21 protein-coding genes are annotated in these 20,159 nt (G+C 40.7%); 6 read left to right on the forward strand and 15 right to left on the reverse strand.

Going from position 1 to position 20,159, the window contains the following annotated elements; genetic code table 11:
• Positions 1-308 precede the first annotated feature (308 nt).
• The 8 genes from QZU77_RS04020 to QZU77_RS04055 all read right to left on the reverse strand — a co-directional run bounded on the left by QZU77_RS04020 (position 309) and on the right by QZU77_RS04055 (position 6,570).
• Positions 309-641, reverse strand: a complete 333-nt coding sequence (locus QZU77_RS04020; protein WP_295600386.1) for a NifB/NifX family molybdenum-iron cluster-binding protein — start codon at positions 639-641, stop codon at positions 309-311.
• A gap of 2 nt (positions 642-643) precedes the next feature.
• On the reverse strand, positions 644-1,213 hold the full coding sequence (locus tag QZU77_RS04025; RefSeq protein WP_295600389.1) for a flavodoxin family protein: 570 nt from the start codon (positions 1,211-1,213) through the stop codon (positions 644-646).
• Positions 1,210-1,968, reverse strand: coding sequence for an S-methyl-5'-thioadenosine phosphorylase (gene mtnP, locus QZU77_RS04030; protein WP_295600392.1), 759 nt, complete (start codon positions 1,966-1,968; stop codon positions 1,210-1,212). Before mtnP ends, QZU77_RS04025 begins: the two co-directional genes overlap by 4 nt.
• A gap of 6 nt (positions 1,969-1,974) precedes the next feature.
• Complete coding sequence (locus QZU77_RS04035) at positions 1,975-3,423, reverse strand: RtcB family protein (RefSeq protein ID WP_295600394.1); 1,449 nt, start codon at positions 3,421-3,423, stop codon at positions 1,975-1,977.
• Between the two features lie 103 nt (positions 3,424-3,526).
• Positions 3,527-3,847 carry a hypothetical protein gene (locus QZU77_RS04040; protein ID WP_295600396.1) on the reverse strand — a complete coding sequence of 107 codons (321 nt, stop codon included), beginning with the start codon at positions 3,845-3,847 and terminating at the stop codon, positions 3,527-3,529.
• 35 nt (positions 3,848-3,882) lie between these two features.
• On the reverse strand, positions 3,883-4,296 hold the full coding sequence (locus QZU77_RS04045) for an archease (protein WP_295600399.1): 414 nt from the start codon (positions 4,294-4,296) through the stop codon (positions 3,883-3,885).
• A gap of 411 nt (positions 4,297-4,707) precedes the next feature.
• Entirely contained in the window at positions 4,708-5,817 is a 1,110-nt protein-coding gene (locus QZU77_RS04050) for an ORC1-type DNA replication protein (RefSeq protein ID WP_295600401.1), read from the reverse strand.
• Between the two features lie 33 nt (positions 5,818-5,850).
• Positions 5,851-6,570, reverse strand: a complete 720-nt coding sequence (locus tag QZU77_RS04055; RefSeq protein ID WP_295600403.1) for a 6-hydroxymethylpterin diphosphokinase MptE-like protein — start codon at positions 6,568-6,570, stop codon at positions 5,851-5,853.
• Between the two features lie 186 nt (positions 6,571-6,756).
• On the opposite strand from QZU77_RS04055, the gene QZU77_RS04060 reads away from it, so the two are divergent.
• On the forward strand, positions 6,757-7,677 hold the full coding sequence (locus QZU77_RS04060) for a hypothetical protein (protein ID WP_295600406.1): 921 nt from the start codon (positions 6,757-6,759) through the stop codon (positions 7,675-7,677).
• A gap of 17 nt (positions 7,678-7,694) precedes the next feature.
• On the opposite strand, the gene QZU77_RS04065 is transcribed toward QZU77_RS04060, so the two are convergent.
• Positions 7,695-8,342, reverse strand: a complete 648-nt coding sequence (locus tag QZU77_RS04065) for a YitT family protein (RefSeq protein WP_295600409.1) — start codon at positions 8,340-8,342, stop codon at positions 7,695-7,697.
• A 15-nt stretch (positions 8,343-8,357) separates the two neighbouring features.
• Complete coding sequence (locus QZU77_RS04070) at positions 8,358-9,026, reverse strand: YitT family protein (RefSeq protein ID WP_295600412.1); 669 nt, start codon at positions 9,024-9,026, stop codon at positions 8,358-8,360.
• Positions 9,027-9,220: 194 nt separating this feature from the next.
• On the opposite strand from QZU77_RS04070, the gene QZU77_RS04075 reads away from it, so the two are divergent.
• The 4 genes from QZU77_RS04075 (at position 9,221) to QZU77_RS04090 (ending at position 12,109) form a co-directional block, all read left to right on the forward strand.
• A complete protein-coding gene (locus QZU77_RS04075; RefSeq protein ID WP_295600415.1) occupies positions 9,221-10,363 on the forward strand; it encodes an alanine--glyoxylate aminotransferase family protein in 1,143 nt (380 codons plus the stop codon).
• 496 nt (positions 10,364-10,859) lie between these two features.
• Complete coding sequence (locus tag QZU77_RS04080) at positions 10,860-11,276, forward strand: GerW family sporulation protein (protein WP_295600418.1); 417 nt, start codon at positions 10,860-10,862, stop codon at positions 11,274-11,276.
• Positions 11,277-11,289: 13 nt separating this feature from the next.
• Positions 11,290-11,871: a DUF2953 domain-containing protein gene (locus QZU77_RS04085; protein WP_295600421.1), complete on the forward strand. Its 582-nt coding sequence runs from the start codon at positions 11,290-11,292 to the stop codon at positions 11,869-11,871.
• The gene (locus QZU77_RS04090; RefSeq protein WP_295600424.1) at positions 11,861-12,109 is read left to right on the forward strand and encodes a hypothetical protein; all 249 of its coding nucleotides are present in this window, start codon (positions 11,861-11,863) and stop codon (positions 12,107-12,109) included. Before QZU77_RS04085 ends, QZU77_RS04090 begins: the two co-directional genes overlap by 11 nt.
• A gap of 2 nt (positions 12,110-12,111) precedes the next feature.
• Here the strand turns inward: QZU77_RS04090 and QZU77_RS04095 are convergent, their stop codons facing one another.
• Positions 12,112-13,644, reverse strand: a complete 1,533-nt coding sequence (locus tag QZU77_RS04095) for a thiamine pyrophosphate-binding protein (protein WP_295600426.1) — start codon at positions 13,642-13,644, stop codon at positions 12,112-12,114.
• Positions 13,641-14,099: a deoxyuridine 5'-triphosphate nucleotidohydrolase gene (locus tag QZU77_RS04100; protein ID WP_295600428.1), complete on the reverse strand. Its 459-nt coding sequence runs from the start codon at positions 14,097-14,099 to the stop codon at positions 13,641-13,643. The genes QZU77_RS04095 and QZU77_RS04100 overlap by 4 nt, the downstream gene beginning before the upstream one ends.
• A 67-nt stretch (positions 14,100-14,166) precedes the next feature.
• On the opposite strand from QZU77_RS04100, the gene dmpI reads away from it, so the two are divergent.
• Complete coding sequence (gene dmpI / locus QZU77_RS04105) at positions 14,167-14,355, forward strand: 4-oxalocrotonate tautomerase DmpI (protein ID WP_295600430.1); 189 nt, start codon at positions 14,167-14,169, stop codon at positions 14,353-14,355.
• A gap of 121 nt (positions 14,356-14,476) precedes the next feature.
• Here the strand turns inward: dmpI and QZU77_RS04110 are convergent, their stop codons facing one another.
• The 3 genes from QZU77_RS04110 to QZU77_RS04120 all read right to left on the reverse strand — a co-directional run.
• Complete coding sequence (locus tag QZU77_RS04110; protein ID WP_295600431.1) at positions 14,477-15,397, reverse strand: hypothetical protein; 921 nt, start codon at positions 15,395-15,397, stop codon at positions 14,477-14,479.
• Positions 15,398-16,449: 1,052 nt separating this feature from the next.
• Positions 16,450-18,336 carry a hypothetical protein gene (locus QZU77_RS04115; RefSeq protein ID WP_295600434.1) on the reverse strand — a complete coding sequence of 629 codons (1,887 nt, stop codon included), beginning with the start codon at positions 18,334-18,336 and terminating at the stop codon, positions 16,450-16,452.
• Positions 18,337-18,471: 135 nt separating this feature from the next.
• Positions 18,472-20,159 (reverse strand): hypothetical protein (locus QZU77_RS04120; protein WP_295600437.1); only part of this gene is annotated, 1,688 nt, incomplete at its 5' end.

The following is a 20,159-nucleotide window of genomic DNA, read 5'->3' on the forward strand; positions in this document are numbered from 1 at the left end:
ATAATAGAAAAAATGGAAAATTTTCAAAAAATAAAAAATAAAAAATTTTTACAATATAATGAAAAATCATAACGAAAAACAGAAATCCAACCCTGAAACTGTGAAAAAAACATGCTGAATACAGGGCGAAAAAATTTACAATATACAAAAAAAATTTACAATATACCTGAAATTTCAGCAAAAAAATAAATCATCACAATTTATTGGAGAAGATGATTGAATCATGTGAAAAAAAAGAATGTGAAAGCTTGAAAAAAGAAATCAAGCTCTAAGAATAATTTTTTAAAAAGTTACAGTATATGAAAAAATTATATTATAGACTGGTTTTTCATGAAATCAACATGGTCGGTGTAACGCTTCAGCACCTCATCAATAGGACCCTCATCCATGACCAGCTTGAGTCCCGCATCATCAGCCTTGATCTTGGACTTGAAACCATACTGCACACATATCAGTACGTCACAGTCACTGCATGTCTTTATGACCTTGCCGCCCTGGTGCTTTGCCTCGCCCTTGATTTCAATTTCCCTTTTTTCAACAAAGGTCAGTTCATCATCATAATCATATACATAAATGCTGCTTCCACGTCCAAGGTGCAAGTCCACATTTTCCCCATCGCTTGATACAACAGCCAAACGCATACTTAATCCCTTACCTTTTTAATTATTTGAGCCACATTACGGCCGAAGAGTCTTATTGTCTCGATTCCTTCCTTATCTTCCAGTGCAGTTCCCTCATCATATGCAATTACCATATTCCAGTAGCTGCTCCCGACTATTATCATGTTGTTTATTGTGAAAAACATTGACATTTCCTGCAATGTTAATGTAACGCCGCCCCTTCTTGCAACGGCAATCGGACCTCCAACCATCCAGTCAAGGAAATGGTCGCCGTGCCTGGACACTCTGCCGATCCTCTGCAGTGCAGACATTATATCCCCTCTTGCAGTTCCAAAATACACTGGCGCTGCAGGTATGAATCCGTCGGCTTCACGGAGCTTGTCGATGATTTCGCTTAATCCATCCGGCAATACGCAGTTTCCTGTTTCCTGGCATTTGTCACATGCTATGCAGGATTGGATTTTCTTGCCCCTCAGAGTTATGATTTCAGTTTCAACACCCTCCGCTTCGATTTCATGTGCGCATTGCTCGAGTGCGATTTTGGTGTTGGAATCCTTGCGCGGAGAAGCGTTCAATAGAATTACCTTGCTCATATTTCCGCTCCATCCAAGGCATGATTGCATGTGCAGTCTGATGTTTCATCAACATTTCTTATGAAGTTATATATGAGTTCAAGCAATTCAGCCTCCTTTTGCTTGATCATCTCGAAGACCTCATCGATTGTGAGCTCCTCTTCTGATATTCCGGATGCGTAATTTGACACGATGCATATTGAATTGTAGCAGATTTCCCTTTCGCGTGCCAGTGTCACCTCAGGCACCCCAGTCATTCCAACAAGGTCTCCACCGAGCATCTTGAACATTTTAATCTCAGCAGGAGTCTCGAATCTTGGCCCTTCAGTGCAGACGTAGGTTCCTCCAAGGATGACATCTCCACAATCCGCCAGCACGTCCCTGAGCTGTGGACAGTATGCTTCTGTCACGTCAATGTGAACCACCTTATCCTCGTAGAATGTCTTCTTGCGGTCCTGGGAGAAATCAAGGAAATCGTCCGGTATGACAAATGATCCCGGAGGCATTTCCAGGTTCATTGACCCTACTGAGTTGGTTGCGATGATTTTTGTCACACCAATTTTCTTCAATGCGTCGATGTTGGCCCGGAAATTAATCCTGTGTGGAGGGATGCTGTGTCCTGAAGCATGGCGAGGAATGAATGCCACTTTCTTATTGAAGATGTCAAGTATGGACACTTCAACTTCCCCGTAATCTGTTTTCACCAATTGTTTAGTGCATTCATCCGCCTTTTCAGTTATTTCATAGACTCCACTGCCTCCTATTATGCCGATCATGGTCATCTACCCCTTGCATACTGATAATGGTTTGACTTTTGCAACGAGCTTTGCGATTCCTGTGCTGTCGGACACTCTCACTACTGAGTCAACGTCCTTGTATGCGCCAGGGGCTTCCTCTTCTATGACGTGTTTGCTTGTTGCCTTTATCCTGATTCCCTTATCGTTCAAATCCTTGGTGATTTCATCAGCGTCATAATCCTTCTTGGCCTTGGACCTTGACAGCACCCTTCCGGCTCCGTGAGCGGTGGATCCGAATGTTTCCTCCATTGCGGTTTCAGTGCCGTGCAGCACGTATGATGCGGTTCCCATTGTTCCAGGTATGAGCACTGGCTGGCCAACTGCCCTGTATTTTTCAGGCACTTCTTCCCTGCCTGGTCCGAATGCTCTTGTTGCTCCCTTACGGTGAACCAGCAGGTCCTCTTCACGATTGTATACTTTGTGAGTTTCCATTTTAGCGATATTGTGAGCTACATCATATACAATATCCATCTCCATTTCTTTAGCGGTTTTTCCAAGAACTTCCTCGAAGGTTTCACGTATCCAATGGGTCATCATCTGACGGTTGGCCCAGGCATAGTTTGCCGCTGCCGCCATTGCCTGAATATAGTTCTGCGCTTCCTTGGAATCAAGGGGTGCGCATGCGAGTTGCCTGTCTGCCAGGTTGATTTTATAGTTCTTGTATGCCTTGTCCATTATCCTCAAGTAATCAGAGCAGATTTGGTGTCCGCATCCACGGGAGCCTGAGTGGATCATTATGACTATCATTCCCTTTTCAAGGCCGTATACCTTTGCGACTTCCTCATTGTAGATTTCATCGACTATCTGGATTTCAAGGAAGTGGTTTCCTGAACCGAGTGAACCCAATTGTGGAATTCCTCTCTTTTTGGCCTTGTCTGAGACTATGCTTGAATCGGCATCAACCATTCTTCCGTTTTCCTCAAGCACATCCAAATCCTCAGGCCATCCGTAGCCGTTGTTGACTGCCCATTCGGCACCGTAATCCAATACGTCGTTGATTTCATCCTTTTCAAGGCGTATCTTTCCCTTGCTTCCAACGCCTGATGGGATGTTCTCGAACAGCTTTTCGGTGAGCTCATCCAAGTGTCCCTCAACGTCTTCCAGTGTCAGGTTGGATTTGATCAGTCTCACTCCGCAGTTTATGTCGAATCCGACTCCGCCAGGTGAGACTATTCCGTTTCTTAGGCTGAATGCTGCCACTCCACCTATCGGGAAGCCGTATCCGAAATGGATGTCCGGCAATCCAATGGAGTATCTTTGAACACCAGGTAGGCAAGCCACGTTGACTATCTGTTCGATTGCACCTTCCTCAAGCTCGTCAATGTACTCGTCTGCAATGTAGAATCTTCCGGAGGCTCTCATGTTCTTGTTGTATGAGCCCGGAATCTCGTAAACATTATCCTTAACTTTTTTAATTTCATCTTTAATGCTCATAATAATCACTAAAAAATTATGTTTTAATATTTATTTGTGGTGTTTTAATAAGGTTTTGGTGAATTGAATGGTTAAGCAGGTATTTGAAAATTAAATGAAAAAATCATTTCCTAAACAGTGCTGATATCCCGGCCACCATGAGGAATATTGCGCTTATTATGTTGATGTGTGCTGAACCCACTATCACGAACATTGTGGCGATGATGAATCCGACTCCTGCGATTTCAGCGTTTTTCCTGACATAGTATGTTGATGCCAATGCCAACAGTGAGGCAAGGATTGCAATGAGGCCCAAAAATGGTGTGTGGGCTTTTGGGAACTGCTCAAGAAATATCAGAAATGATCCGGAGAATATTCCGATGACTGATCCTATCAATCCAAGTGCTGTTTCGAAATTTCTTGAGATTACTTTTGTTCTTTTCATGGTTAATAGTATATGTTATTATATTATATATTTTTCTACAAGTCCACAATGGCCTGCAGTTGCCATTGCGTTTCCCTTTTAACGTCCATCTTGTGGAAGGTTATTGCCTTTATCTCGGTTTTCCTCTCATGCCTGTCCCAATCGATTCCCTCTCCCTTGATTGTTGCCCTGAGTGTCAGGTCATCATCGATTTCCACATGAAATTCGCTGAAAAGCATGAATTCAACCTCATGGTAGAACAGCAGTTCCTCCAGGTAATCATACAGCAATGATATCTCATCCTCTGAACGTATCTTGAATGTTATCTCTCTTTCCGCTTTAATGTCGGATGTGTCTGAGATTATGTTGAATATTGCAAGTCCTGCATTTTCAAATGCCTCATTCAAAGTTTCCCCATATGACTTGAAGCCGATATCGGCTGTTACATCGAAATACTCGTACTTTTTCATGATTTTTTCTCCAAAAATAATACTAATCACACGCTCTCTCGCACTTGCTTTATATTATATTTTCAACCACCTTAAATATAGTGATTAAAATGATAGGCAATAATGACACCACAATACAAGTAGACTTAAGAAAGAGAAGTTCAATAAAAGATGAAATTGCATTCAGCAATCTAGACGTTCAATCTTGCATGGTAATGCTTGTAGTGATGACAGCGTTACTTTTATCTGTTATTTCTGTTGCAGCCGCCAATGCGCCGATTATCTAATTGGCAGGATATTAAAAAAATAAAATACCAAACCCTTAAAAATAATGGTTGCAACATTAGATCTATGAGCTTGCCATGCAAAATCTATTTCTAATGTTTAAACAGAAAAAAAACTAATTTCCCAAGTTGAATTTACAGGAAACATTTAAAAATCATATTCATCGGGGTTGAAACGCAATATAATTTCACGAGAATTCCCAACAGCCCCTTTTCCTGTAAATTTAGTATCGATTAATCTTACGAATTCAAGCTTGTCCAATGCCCTTGCGCATGAGGCGTAGCTGCCACCTGTTTTTTGCTTGAATATCTTTGACAGTTCGCCTGCAGTGTACAGGCCATCGTAATCAGCAATCATCCTCAACACTGTTTTTTCACTTTCAGTCAATGTCTTCAATGTCTCGACGATGTTGATTGAAACAAGTGAGTCGATTGCCTTTTCATAGTGCTCCTGTGTGATTTCACGGCTCGCATCGGCTTCTGCAATGTTTCCGCAGCTTCTCAATAGGTTGATGCCGACCCGCAGGTCACCGTTTTCAAGGGTGTACATTGCAATCTGCTCTAGTATCTCATCTGAGAGGACATTAGGGTAGAATCCTGCCTTTACACGGTCACGGAGAATATCTTCGATTTCAGAATAAGTGTATAATGGGAATGTTATCTCCTGAGGTATGAAGACTGTGTTGACATTCTTGTCGAAGGCGTACTTGAACTCCAAGTCTGAGAGTATTGCAAAGATTGAGGTTTTGACTCCAGGGTATTCCTCATATGCCCTGAGCAAATCATACACTACCTTGTTAGCGTTTTTTGACTGGAATAGATAGTTGATGTCGTCGAATGCAACGACCAGCGCCCTTGAGTTTTTCTGAAGCTCCCTCATTATCTGGTCATAGATTCTTGCGAATGGAACTCCGGTTTCGGGTGGGGCGTATCCGAATATTTTCTTGTATATCTGTGAGAATATTCCAAAGCGTGTGGTGTGCATCTGGCAGTTGACGTATACGCATGAGACCTTTTCTGTGTTTTTTTCAACAAGTTCGAAGACTTTCCTCATTGCAGTTGTCTTTCCTGTGGCCGGTGAGCCTAGGACTACTGCATTTGATGGTTGGCCTCCCCTCATTGCAGGCCTTATTGCCATTGCCATCGCTTCCATTTGTGTGTCCCTGAAATTGTAGTTTGGGGGCATGTAATCCGGGTCGAAAGCGTTTATGTTTTGAAACAGACTTTCATCATACATTAAAATATCTTCTATTCCCATGTTATCATATTATATTATAATTATTATAAAAAACTATTCTTTGAGGTTTATGACTTCCACGTTCTCGTTGTCGCATATCCATTGTGTGAATTTCTCTGCGTATTTGAGTTTCTTGGCTTTGAAATCATCTGCCCTTGCGGTTTCGGTTTCAATGTTCGGCCTTGAGTATCTGGTGACGATATCTCCGAAGTCCATTCCTGCCAGCATGATTTGGGATGCTCCCAGTGCGACTGATAGGAACAATGCCCTGTCCCCGTCGGTGAATCCTCCGAAGTTGTAGAGGTTTCCCACCGGCTGTGCCTGGGTGGTTCCGAGGACGTTGTTGAAAAATGATGTTGCGCTTGCAATCTTGTCGATGTTGTCTCCGTGGGCATGGATGATTATGTTTGCTCCTCGTATGTTTGCAAGGAGTATGTCGTCGAGCTTGCCGTCAAGATCGGTTGCGACTATATCCGGCACGAGCCTTTCCTCTATTAGTGCTGTTGTTGCCCCGTCGGCAGCAACCAATACGTAATCCCTTAGGTCATATTCCTTTTTGAGAAGTTGAATGTGCTCCTTAAGTGACGGTCCGGCTCCGAATACTATGTATTTATCAGAAAATCCAACGATTGCTGATAGGTCATCCAGTGTCAGGCATCCTTCAGTGGAAAGTATTTCATCGAGCAGTTTTGCGGATTCCTCATCGTTTTTGCGTGAAAATCCGAAGTCGTCTAAAATTTCAGCGTAGTATTTTTCCCAAAGTCCAAATTCCATTTTTTAAACCTCACTATATTATATATTAACAGTTTAATTTGATAAATAATTTATCATTTACAGGGTAAAGTAAAAATTGATTTTAACTCGTTATATTGCAAACTAAAAGCAATAATTATCCATATTGATACATAGCTTTATATAAAACTGAATTTATACCCTTAAATACTCATGAGTGAGAATTATTTGATTTCCGGAAATCCTAAAAATATTAGGAGAGCATATGAAATAATATTGAGAATCCCTCATGTCAACGACCGAACCGCCAAATACTCATCAATGGCACTGCTTCGAAGACAGCATGAGTATCTGGAATTGCCCGGAGAGTATGAAACAAGATATCCTACAGAAGTCGTGTTTCCAAATATGGATAATGGCCGAATGGATGATTTGTATTCAGTTAAGGAGGGCATGCTGATTAATCTTGAGGAAGAAACAATGGATGTTAGTGAGAAAACATTGAGGAAAATTGCCCGCTATAGGGTTTTTGGAGATTTTGTATATTCCAAATATGTTTATAGTGCAATAATTTGCCACAAAGACCCTAAAAATTATCCCAAAGAATTTAAACTAACCGATACAGACATTTTGAGGCCACATTACATATATTTTCCACAAGAGACACTTTGGAAAAAATATGAAAACCTTATAAGGAAAATTGAACAAAAAGAAAAATTAAGTGAAAGGGAAATATTGGACATTGCATTTGTTCCAAAGTTTATTTCAAAAGAGGATGCACCCTTTGTTACTGAATCATTATGCCTCAGGTTCAAAGAGGTTGAAATTGATGATAAGCTTTTAAGGATTGATGTGGGATGTATATTGGGTGCCATGGTGTTGAAAAATATCGACAGTGAAACAAAACAGATTAAATTATTGGAGAGGATTGGCATGAGACAAATCAACAATGACATTAAAATTTTAGTCCAAGACGAATTTGGTGACGAGCTTAGAGAAGTGGAAGAAGAAAACTTTAAATTAAAACAAAAAATGAATCAACAAAAACAAGAAATGAAATCAACCATTGAGAAATTAAACAAAATGGAAGATTTAAACACTCCTCAAGCAAGAGAATTGCTGAACACTATTTTGATGATTATGAGATGATTATTTTCATCTCCAAATCACTTGTTAACAACATTGACTTCATGACCAGTGATGTGAGCATAAATGTTGTTGATTTGACGTAGCGTGAACCCTACAAGGAATGCTGAGACTATTGTTCCGACATTCACCGCCCCTAAAATGTTGGTGTACCATAATCCACACATCACCAACGAGATTATCACCATTGTCGCATCAAAGCCTATCTTGATGGTTGAAAATCTCCAGTCTGTGACAACCGCAACCGCCTCAACGCATCCCTCACCAGGCAACGGTGCAATGTTTGCCGGCATGTAGACGAATATTCCGAATGCTGTGAGGATTATGCTTACAAGCAGGAATATTGCGCACATGAGGATTGACCCGTCAAATGGCACGAATGACACTAGATACAATGCAAGATCTGTGAAGTAGCCGAAAAGAACACAGTTTATCAGCTGAAGCAGCCTTTTCCGGTGAAATCTCTTCCTTAAAATCAGAAACTGCACAAGTATCAGTGCGGCATTGAATATGAATGTGGTTATTCCAATGTTGATGTTGGTTATTAGTGCTAGAGAGTAGGATATGGAGCTTATTGGTGTTGTTCCAAGCGTGGAGACTATTGAAAACGCCACACCCAGCGACATTATGAACAGTCCAATTGCAAATGAGCATATCCTTCTAATCATAGTATATACTATATTTTACATCTTTTTTAAATCTATATGGTTGCCGGTCATTTTGGCATGGATTTTATGGATGTACTTTACGGTTGTTCCTATGAACAGTGCACCGATTATTGTTCCGATGCCCACGCTTCCGAACTGTCCGAGGAAGCCGTAGCTTAAAATGAGTGCGGTTGCAACTACGCACACGTCGAAGTAGATTTTTATCCTGTGGAATGGCTTGTCCGTTACGATCGCTATTGCCTGGGTGACTCCTTCAACGGATAATGGTATGATGTTTGTCGGCACATAGAAGAAGAGTCCCAAGGCTATAAAAAACACTGAAAGCATTGTCATTAGAAGCGCAATGGCAATGTTGTCCGCCATGGGTATGAAACCTAAAAGCGCAACTGAAAGGCTTGTGAAGGCTCCGAAGAGTACTCCGACGAACACCTGGAGGAAGTGCTTTTTCTTGAAGTCCCTTTTTAAAAGCAGCAATTCTATCCCTACAAGTATTGCATGGAATATGAATGTTGCAACTCCTATCTCAACCATCCATATCAGATCCATCGCATATGGAATGGAACTGACCGGCGCTGAGCCCAATCCTGATTTTATGGAGAATGCCACCCCCAATGTTATCAGGTACAGGCCGAAAATGTAGTTGAATACCCTTTTTAGTGTTAGCTCCTCTCCGCTGAATTGCATACTACAATATTTGGATAGCATCATATTTAAACAGTTGGTAAAAATCATACTACCAAATTAGACAATGCCATAAAATGTACAATGCCATTTAATCCAATATTGAATAATAATATATTTTAAAAATGTTTAATAAGTATAAAAATTAAAGATATAAATTAGCTTGATGAAGCTTTATACTATTTGGAGGAAATTTAATGAATGATATCTTATTAATGCTTCCTGGACCGACAACAGTGCACCCAAGAGTACTCAATGCAATGTCAAAAGCTGTTGTTAACCACAGGGGCGCTAAATACGGTGAAATTTTAACTGAAACTACTGAATTAATGAGCAAAGTTTTCCAAACCCAAAATGACTCTTACCTATTAACAGGATCAGGAACTGCAGCGATGGAGGCTGGAATCGCAAACACTGTTGCGCCTGGCGAAAAGATGTTGAATGTTGTGGGCGGAAAGTTCGGTGAAAGATTCATGAAAATCGCACAGACCCACGGAATCGACGCACAGGAATTGGCTGTTGAATGGGGAACTGCCGTTACACCTGAAGCGATTGAGGAAGCTCTTGAAGCTGATGAGGACATCAAGGCAGTCAGTGTTATCCACAATGAAACCTCCACTGGTGTTGCTGCACCTATTGAGGAAATCGGTAAGGTAATGAAAAACTATGACGCATTATACATCGTTGATACCGTATCCTCCCTTGCAGGAGATGAAGTGAATGTTGACAAGTTCGGAATCGACGTTTGTCTTACCGGATCCCAGAAATGTATCGCCGCACCACCTGGAATGGCTGCAATCACCTTCAGTGACGATGCATGGGCTGCTGCCGACAAGGTTGAGACCAACACTTTCTATCTTGACATGAAAGCTGCTAAGAAAAGCGGTGACAAGGTACCTCCTCAAACCCCGTACACCCCTTCAGTTTCACTGACCTATGCCATGAATGAGGCTTTGAAAATGGTTATTGAAGAAGGAATTGACAACAGGGTTGCACGCCACCACAAGGCTGCTAAGGCTAGTGTTGCAGCAGTTAAGGCTTTAGGATTGGAATTGTTTGCTGATGAGGCTGTTTCATCCGCCACAGTTACTGCCGTTAAGATGCCTGAAGGAATCACTGATGATCAGTTCAGGGGCACTACCCGTGACAAGTACGGTGTTGAATTGGCTGGAGGCCAGGACCACTTGAAAGGAAACATTTTCAGAATCGGACACATGGGAAATATTTCCTACAAGGAACTGCTCCAAACCTTCGGTGCTATCGGCATGACCCTGAAAGGTTTAGGTGCAATTGAGGATGCAGGCGCTGGTGTTGCATCCATTACTGAATCATACTTATGATTCTTCTCTTTTTTTCTTTTTTTATTTAATCTTATGTAATATATTTTTTACTCATGATAAGTTATAAGTAACATATTTTTTGCGAATTTTGCACGTGATAAGTTATAAGTGAAAAGTTACACTTGAAATGCACGTCTCAAAAATCAGTCTTGTAAGTTATAACTTAAAAGTTACACTTGAAATGCACGTCTATACTTTGTGTCTTAGAACTTATAAGTGAAAAGTTACACTTGAAATGCACGTCTCAAAAATCAGTCTTGTAAGTTATAACTTAAAAGTTACACTTGAAAATTATGTCTCAAATATAAAAAAAGTAATACTGAAAATTGAAAGAAGTTAATGAATTCTTTGAATTCCCCGAATCTTGTCAAAGTCATCATCGAAACTTATAAATGCAATATTCTGGTAAAAAAAAACAATCATCGATTGAAACAAACTAAACTTATTTAACATATCAAAACCATAAATATATACATATAATAGGATGTGATTCAATATGTCAAACAATATTAAAACAACCGTTGAAGAACTACGCAAGCTAATCAACGTGGACAATGTGATAGGCACACCAATAGAAACCGAAGACAAAATCCTCATACCAGTAATGAAAATGGGAGTGGGATTCGGAGCAGGAGAAAACATACTCGGAAGCGAAGGCAGCGATGCAGCAGGTGCAGGTGCCGGAGTCGAACCGATCTCCATGGTAATGATACCAAAAAGAGGAAACGATGCTGAAGGCGTTCGCGTACTCGACCTAAGCAAAGGAACAGAAACCAACAAGGCAATATCCGACATCGGACTGATAATAACCGACCTTGTGAAAAACTTCCTAAGCACACAGCAAATGGGCGAAGAATACTACGACGAATCAGAATACATTGAACCTGAATTCAGCACAACAGATGAAGAATAGGAAATAAACCACCATGTTAAACATCCTATGGATGATTATACTCATAATCATCTTATTCATTATTATACTACTCATACTAGGCATTAAAGTAACATTTGAGTATAATAAGAAGGGCAGTGACTTTAAAGGATGTTTAAAAATACTTGTTTTAAAAAAAATCAAAATATACACCATCAACTTCCCAGACACCCCCTCCGATGAGAAAAGCGACAGTAAAGAGAAGGGGAAAAACCGAGACTACAGAAAGATGCTTGACCTTGCAAAGCCATGCTTCAGGGATCTTCTGGATTATGTGAAAAAAATACTTGAAACATTCAAGATTTCAAAAATCCACAATCACCTCATCTTCGGAATGGATGATTACGCCGACACAGGCAAGTACATTGGAGTCATATGGGGCGTTTGCGCAGCACTGAACCCCCTCCATAAGAACCTGGAGTTGAGCGCAGAGCCAAGATTCACTGGAAGTACATTGGATGGATATGGAATTAATGAGGTTGAAATATACCCTTTGAAAATGATAGTCCCAACCATAAGGCTTGTTTTGAAAAAGGAAGTCAGATTATTAATTAAAGGTGTTTTAGATGAAAGATGAGTTTGATGAACTGATAAGCATCAGCGAAACCCATGAGTATGATTTCAAGGAAGTCTGCGGTTTCACTTTCGTCTTCAAGACCAGCATAGTATCATTCAACGACATCATCGCCTCATGTGAGATTAAACCCCAAGGCATAATTTATAGAGAAAATGATGATTTTTACTTCGCACCCCTAGATAATGTGGATGACATTAAGCCAATTATTAAAAGTTTCGTGGAAAAAAAATTAAAATAGAATCATTCCGGCAAGGGAATGTTTTCACTTTCAACAATTACCTCAACCACCAAAGGCCCGGCCAAATCCTTGCTCAACAGGAACTCCAAGTCCTCGAGGCAATCGACCCTCACGCCGTCAATGTGATAGCTGGCTGAGAGTTTTATGAAATCGGGATTGTTCAAGGCGACCTGGTAGGGTTCCATGTCGTAGAAGTCTTCCTGCCATTGGCGGATGATTCCGTACTCTGAATTGTTCAATATGAATATTATAACATCAAGATTGTTTTCCTTAAGGGTTGCCAGCTCCTGAATGTTCATCTGAACGTCACCGTCACCGTTTATGACAATGATCTTCTCGCCTGTCGCAACACCTGCGCCTATTGCTGCGGGAAGGCCGTATCCCATCGGAGCCATTGCACCTGAAAACAATAGCTGCCTTGGGCGGGTTGATTTTTTAAGGAGTGTTGTCCAAGTGGTGTGTGACCCGGCATCGCTTACTATAATATTGTCATGGTATTTTTCAAGTATCCTTTTGATTGCGGCCTGCGGTTTCAGGTCATCATCAAGACCTTTGAGGTTATCCGTGTTTTCAACCTCAAGTATCTCATCCAGCCATGAGACTTCATGGAATTTGATGTTTGATAGGAAGTCCTCCACCTTGCCGTGAATTGGATAGTCTCCCACAAGCACTTCATTGTTGATGTTTACGTGTATGAGGTTATCCGGCAGTGTTGGCAGTGTCCTTTCACTTGCCTTTATGCCTAATGCTATTATGCAGTCACTGTTTGCAATTGCATATTTTGCCCTCATGTTGGCTCGTATGCCGCACAGTCCAAGGTTCAGCATATCATCATCTGCCACTATGCCCTTTCCATGGTATGTGGTGGTTACCGGTATTTGGTACTTTTCACTTATCCTGCGTATATCGTCTGCTTGTGTTATTGCACCTGCACCAAGTATCATGACTGGCCTTGTGCTTTCGTCTATGAGTTCCTGTGCCCTTGTGATGTTTGAAAGGTCATCCTCGCACAGGTAGCACAGGTCGAAATCGTCAAACTCATCTTCCATGAGAACATCCTTGGAGAGGTTGATGTGGATCGGTCCGCGTGGATTGTTTTTAAGCTCATAGATTGATGCCCTCAAAACATACATTGCCTCGGTGCCGTTCAAGGGATTGTATGATGCCCTTGTGATGTTTTTGAATATTTCCACCTGTGGAGTGGATTGGAAATGGTCGCTTCCCCTGTACTTGAGCTCATTGTCGCCGGTGATTACCAATATCGGCACGTTATCCTTATATGCTGTTGCCACTGCCATGGTGAAGTTCAATGCCCCTGGGGATGCGGTTGATATGCACACTCCAATCCTGCCTGATGATCTTGCGTATCCGTCGGCGGCATGTGCTGCAGCCTGTTCGTGACGGGTCAGTATGTGATTGACTTTGGACTTGGAGAGTGCCTTGTACAATGGCATTATCTGCTCGCCCGGCACTCCGAAGACTTCAGTTATGCCTTCCTCCTCAAGAATCCCAACGAACTTGTCTGCCACGTTCACTCTTCCACTTCCTGATATGAACCGTTGTACTCACCAGACCCCTTGACCGGGTACACCACTGCCTGTGCGATGCGGTCGCCTGACTTGATTTTATACTCATACTCCCCATGATTGTATATCATGAACATGAGTGTCCCATAAAATCCAGGGTCGCCCACTGCAGTTTGAACCGAGATGAATGACCGCAGGAGTGTTGAGCGGGGAAGGTAGAGCATTGTGTATCCCTTCGGTATCTTGATTTTCCTCCTGATGCTTGCAAGATAAGCGGTGTGGGGCTTTAGTGTGTAGATGTCTCCTGGCAGCTCCTCTATTTCAGGGAGTGTCTTTTCATTGTCTATGAGGGATCCTGGGCTTTTTTGAATGTATATCTTGTCCAGCTCCAGGTCTATGCCTGAGGGCTGAACCAAATCCTTGAAGTCCGGGAACAGTTTGATGAGTTCTTCTTCACCGAGCATGATTATCAAATCCTTTTTAATAAGTTATTTATCCCATGTGATTAATATAATATAATGGTGAATAATTATGCCTGTTATTACAATAGCTGGAAACGAGAACATTAGCATTGAGGATAAACGTGAAATGGTTAAGAAGGTCTCCGAGACCGTGGCTGAAGCTTATGGTTTGCCTATTGAAGCGATAACCGTACTGGTTCAGGCTTACAAGACTGATGATATCGGTGTTGCCGGTGAGCTTCTAAGCGACAGAAAATAAGAATATGATATTGGAGAGCTACAATGACTAAAAGCTCTCCATTCAAGTTCAAACCAAAAAAGAACTTAAAGTATTTGTTTAACAAATACATGTTAATATTGGTTTACATTGTTTTTATAAATTACCTTTTTGAGTAGACTTCACCTTTTTTTGCAATCAGGTCGAGCTCGACCAGCTCGTCAAGGTTCCTTTTGATTTTCATTGTGAAGTTTCCCGACCGGTACCTTGAAAGCCTCGCCTCAATTTCCTCGAGGGTGGTGCCGTCGACATTGTCATACACGATTTTCTGGAATGGAGTCAGCTTGAAGATGATATCGCCGAGTGGGTTGGCGACATTGCTTAAGTCCCACACATCGTCATGGGCCTTGACATTGTACTTCTCCTCAAGCTCACTGACCATGCCTGTCAGCTCGTCAAGGTAGGGGTGTGATGCAAGGCCGTGATTGTGCTTGGTGATTTTGACAAGGAACTTGTTGTATGACCGCTCAAGATCCATATCATCTTCATCGCCATAGGTGTCTATGACATACACCTTCCCGTCGATGACATCCGTGATTTTGATTTTTCCCGTTTCATCGTCATGCATGATTTTTGAAAAAGTTCCAGTGTCCCAGTTGTTGTCAAGAAGATGGTTTCTCACAAAGCTTGCATCCTCAAGATTGTCATAGTATCCGAATATGTACTCGTCACCCCTTATGGTTTTTTGTATTATGAAGGTGTCGAATACTCTTGTGATGTTGAGTCCGTATCTGGAATTGTTCGGGTTTCTCCTTTGCCTTTTCATCATCTTTTCCACAAGATCATCTGATGGTTGGGTTGCGGTTCTTGCAGTGATGTGGAGCTTGTCGTCTGTGACTGTGAGGATGAGGTATCCATCACCAATCTGCATCACATTCGGAATCCGGGTCACATCCCAGTCATGACTTGTGAGAATGTCTCGTGCAGTGATGGCATCCTCAAGTTCATCGAACCTGCCGTATGTTTTCGAGCCCTTGTATATGGTGTATGATTTGCGGTTTTTGCGGATGTGCTTTTCTGTCATTGAACATCATTTTATTTTTACATGATGATATATTTTTTCATTCAAGGAGAGATGAATTTCAAGTGTAAAAGTTTGGAAAATACTCATTTTCATGAATTGATTGTTAAAAAATTATTCAACAGTTAAAATGATTGTTTATGTATTGTTTCATTGGATTTCAACATTGAATAGACATGGGCGACTTAACGGTTGAATGTGGAGTTGAACGTTAGTTACTATAATGTAATCTTCTTACAGTAAACCGGCTAAAACCTGCTGATTTGTGATTTGATAATTGCACTTGCCATGTTTGATGGGTTGTTTTCAATGCAAATTCCAAAGCATGATTGAATGATTTTGACATGCCATTTCATGAAACTTGAAATCTGACATGCATACCATTTGATTTCAAGGCTTTTGAATGATTTTAAATTGTTTAATTGATTATTTGAAGCTGGATTGTAAAGTTATTGTTGATTTTAACTTGAAATCCATGATTATTGATTGGTTTTACTTGATTTAAGTGGTGCACATATGGTGTTGATTGGGAGGTGGAACAGTAAGTCGTGACTGTCATGGTCTGGAAATGCCATGGTCATCCCTCCCTTTTCGACACTATGACAGGATGTGGGTTTCCATGTCTGGAGCGGAGTGATCGTGTTGAGTTATTGTAAGGATATTTTTTTCCAAGACACAAAATACTGGAATTCCGTGAAAAATAACATATGCTTTAAATTGCAGAGACAATTTATTAAATCAATAATATAGCAATTACTTTCAATAATATTGATGGTAAAATAAATTAAATGATATGTTCTCTTAGGCATCGTCAAAATCAGGCTGGGAAATGTAGATGATGGAAATGAAATTATGCGAAATCCCACAATAATTGAAAAAGCATTATGATTCCCGCAACAGACAGTGAAAAAATGGATGATGAGAATCCCCTTCAAAGGAAAAACTTCCCATGAAAACATGAAAAATAAGCCGGTACCAGCAGGTTACTTGAAAAAAATATTATGCGAATAACTCACTTGAACACTTAAAAAATAGGAATAGGAAGTGATGCTCCCTTATCTTTTAACTTTGACTGTTTTTTTAACAGTTTTTTTGACAAAAGTCACCTTATAGGTAATTTTTTTGCCACGTTTCAGTTTCTTCAGCACATTCTTCTTGATTGTGACCTTAGCAACACCATTCTTGTTGGTTTTAGCCTTGTAGGTTTTGCCCTTGAACTTGAATTTGAGCACCTTGCCCTTGACTTTCTTTCCATCGATTTTCAGTGTTGCTGACAAGGTTAATTTTTTAGCGGACCTTTTCACATTGACCTTCTTAAGGGTCAGCTTAACCTTTTTCGCAGGCTTGATGGTTATTATGAAATTCTTAGTAAAGCGGTATTTCCCATTTTCAAAGTGGATGCCTATGATATGGGTTCCAGCCTTCAAGTTGGAGAAGCTCTTGGTCAGCTTGCCCTTGGAGAATTCGAAACACCTACTATATCCAGCACCATCAATTTGGACATCAATAGCACCTTTTGATACTCTGCTTGAAAACTTGATGATTACAGGTTCCCCCTCCACGAATAGATTGTGGTTAATGCTTGCTGAGAACTTCTTGCTGTTCTTTTCAACCGAAAAGTATAATGTATCGTTGAATGAGTAATTTCCATAGTCATAGTATACGTGCAGGAAATCATCCTTCAGCCCAAGGTTTTTAAGCACCACATATGCCCGGCCATCCTTCACATTTGCAGTTTTCAAAAGCTTGTCGTCGACCAGATTATAATGATAATCACATTTAGTGGTATATATTCTTATTTTCCCATTGTACTTCTTGGGCGCTTCAAATATCACGAGATTCTGATTGCCAAGAGCCATGAAAAAATTGTTTCTAATGCTTGGAGTGACTGTGAGAGTGTAATTTATGCTTTTCATCGGATGACTTGCATCTGAATAGTTTGCATAGATGACATATGTCCCCAAATCCAAATCCCTTGTCTTAATAGTCACTTTTGCAATGCCATTTTCGACTTTGACTTTGCATGGCTTATTGTTGAGAAATACTGTCGGTTTATTGGCTGCGTTTTTTGGAAGTTCTATCTCAAGGGTTTCATCGCTCCCCCACTCGGCACTTCCTGAATCATAGACTATAAATTCACCTTCCTCCTCCCTAGCATCTATACCAAAGGCAAAGGCATATGTAACTTCAACTGTCCCCTGGCAAACAAATGGCCCGTCAACACCTGTCCGGTTATAGATCACTTTAACGTCATAAGGGCCGTAGCCATAGTCTTTCAAGTTCAAATCATTCCATTCAACATAAACATGGTCATCTTCTCCAGAGGAGTTTTTACGGTACGCTTCGCTTCCATTGACAAAGATTGCAAGTGTCCCTTTGAACCCATAGTAATCGAATAAATCAAAGAAGTATCCATTATCCAATATGCATTCAGATGATAAATTTATGCTTACCGGATTTTTGACGATTATGGTTCCGCTTGCAGTTACGTTTTTCAGGCCGTCCTCGTACTTGGCTAGAATCCTGTGCTCCCCTATCGGCAGTTCCCCATTCAAGTCAGGATAGTTGACAAAATAGCAGGAGTATTCCCAGCTGTAATTGCACTCTGATATTTTCTTGTTGAACATTACAGTATCGTTGATTGAAACGCTGACATTGCCCTTTGCCTTGTAGTCATGGTCAAATACTTGAGCAACCCAGAAATCCTTGTCCGGATATATTTCATCATTCACGTAAACTGATACCCGATAGTTCTCCGATAATATTTCATCATCCTGTTGGCTGATTAGTTCATCATTGCCTTGCTCAAGAACATCCTCTTCAATCGGGTCTTCTTGAGTGTCGGTTATTGTTAAATTATCCATATCTTGTGATGCATTCACTGCACCTATTGTTAGTACTGATAAGATCAATGCGATAATTATCAAATGTCTTATCCTCATAATAAATCACATTTACATTTATTTTAAACACGATTATATTTTTGAAGATAATGTAATATATACATTCGGAATATGCCTTAACAGGATTGATTAGTGAATATTTTAAAAAAATAAGAAAAATAAGGATTTTACTCCTTATCGTTTAACTTTGACTGTTTTTTTAACAGTCTTTTTGACAAAAGTCACCTTATAGGTGATTTTTTTGCCACGTTTCAGTTTCTTCAGCACATTCTTCTTGATTGTGACCTTAGCAACACCCTTCTTGTTGGTTTTAGCCTTGTAGGTTTTGCCCTTGAACTTGAATTTGAGCACCTTGCCCTTGACTTTCTTTCCGTCGATTTTCAGTGTTGCTGACAATGTTAATTTTTTAGCGGACCTTTTAACATTGACCTTCTTAAGGGTTAGCTTAACCTTTTTCGCAGGCTTGATAGTTATTATGAAATTCTTAGTAAAGCGGTATTTCCCATTTTCAAAGTGGATGCCTATGACGTGAGTTCCGGCCTTCAATTTGGAGAAGCTCTTGGTCAGCTTGCCCTTGGAGAATTTGAAGTACTTGTAAAATCCACCGTCAATGTAAACTCCGACTTCGCCTTTTGACACTCTGCTTGAAAACTTGATGGTTACAGGTTCCCCCTGCACGAATAGGTTGTGGTTAATGCTTGCTGAGAACTTCTTGCTGTTCTTTTCAACCAACACGAATTTTGTATCATTGAATGAGTAATTTCCATTGTCATAGTATATGCGCATGTAATCATCATTCACGCCAAGGTTTTTAAGCACCACATATGCCCTGCCATCCTTCACATTTGCGGTTTTCAAAAGCTTATCGTCGACAACATTATAATCATCATCATATTTAGTGGTGTATATTCTTATTTTCCCATTGTACTTCTTGGGCGCTTCAAATATCACGAGATTCTGATCGCCGACAGCCATATAAAAATTGGATCTGATTTTTGGAGTGACTGTGAGAGTGTAGTTTATGCTTTTCATCGGATGACTTGCATCTGAATAGTTTGCATAGATTATATATGTCCTCAAATCCAAATCCCCTGTCTTAATGGTCACTTTTGCAATGCCGTTTTCGACTTTGACTTCGCATGGCTTATTGTTGAGCCATACTGTCGGTTTATTGGCTGCGTTTTTTGGAAGTTCCATCTCAAGGGTTTCATCATCTCCCCACTCGGCACTTCCTGAATCATACCTTACAAATTCACCTTCATCCTCCCTAGCATCTATACCAAAGGCAAAGGCATATGTAACTTCAACTGTCCCCTGGCAAACATATGGCTCGTCAACGCCTGTCCTGTTGTAGATTGCTTTCACATCATAAGTGCCGTAGCCATTGTCTTTCAAGTTCAAGTCATTCCATTCAACATAAACATAGTCATCTGCTCCAGTGGAGTTTTTACGGTATGCCTCGCTTCCATTGACAAATATTGCAAGTGTCCCGTTAAAGCCATTGTGATCGAACAAATCGAAGAGATACCCATAATGGTCCAATATGCATTTAGAGTATAATTCCATGCTTACTGGATTTTTGACGATTATGGTTCCGCTTGCAGTTACGTTTTTCAGGCCGTCCTCGTACTTGGCTAGAATCCTGTGTTCGCCTATCGGCAGTTTCCCATTCAAGTCAGGGTAGTTGACAAAATAGCAGGAGTATTCCTGGCTGTAATTGCACTCTGATATTTTCTTGTTGAACATTACGGTATCGTTGATTGAAACGCTGACATTGCCCATAGCCTTCTTGTCATGGTCAAATACTTGAGCAACCCAGAAATCCGTGTCCGGATATATTTTTTCATTCACATAAACTGATA

The organism is uncultured Methanobrevibacter sp. (assembly GCF_902774605.1).
Classification (GTDB): Archaea; Methanobacteriota; Methanobacteria; order Methanobacteriales; family Methanobacteriaceae; genus Methanocatella.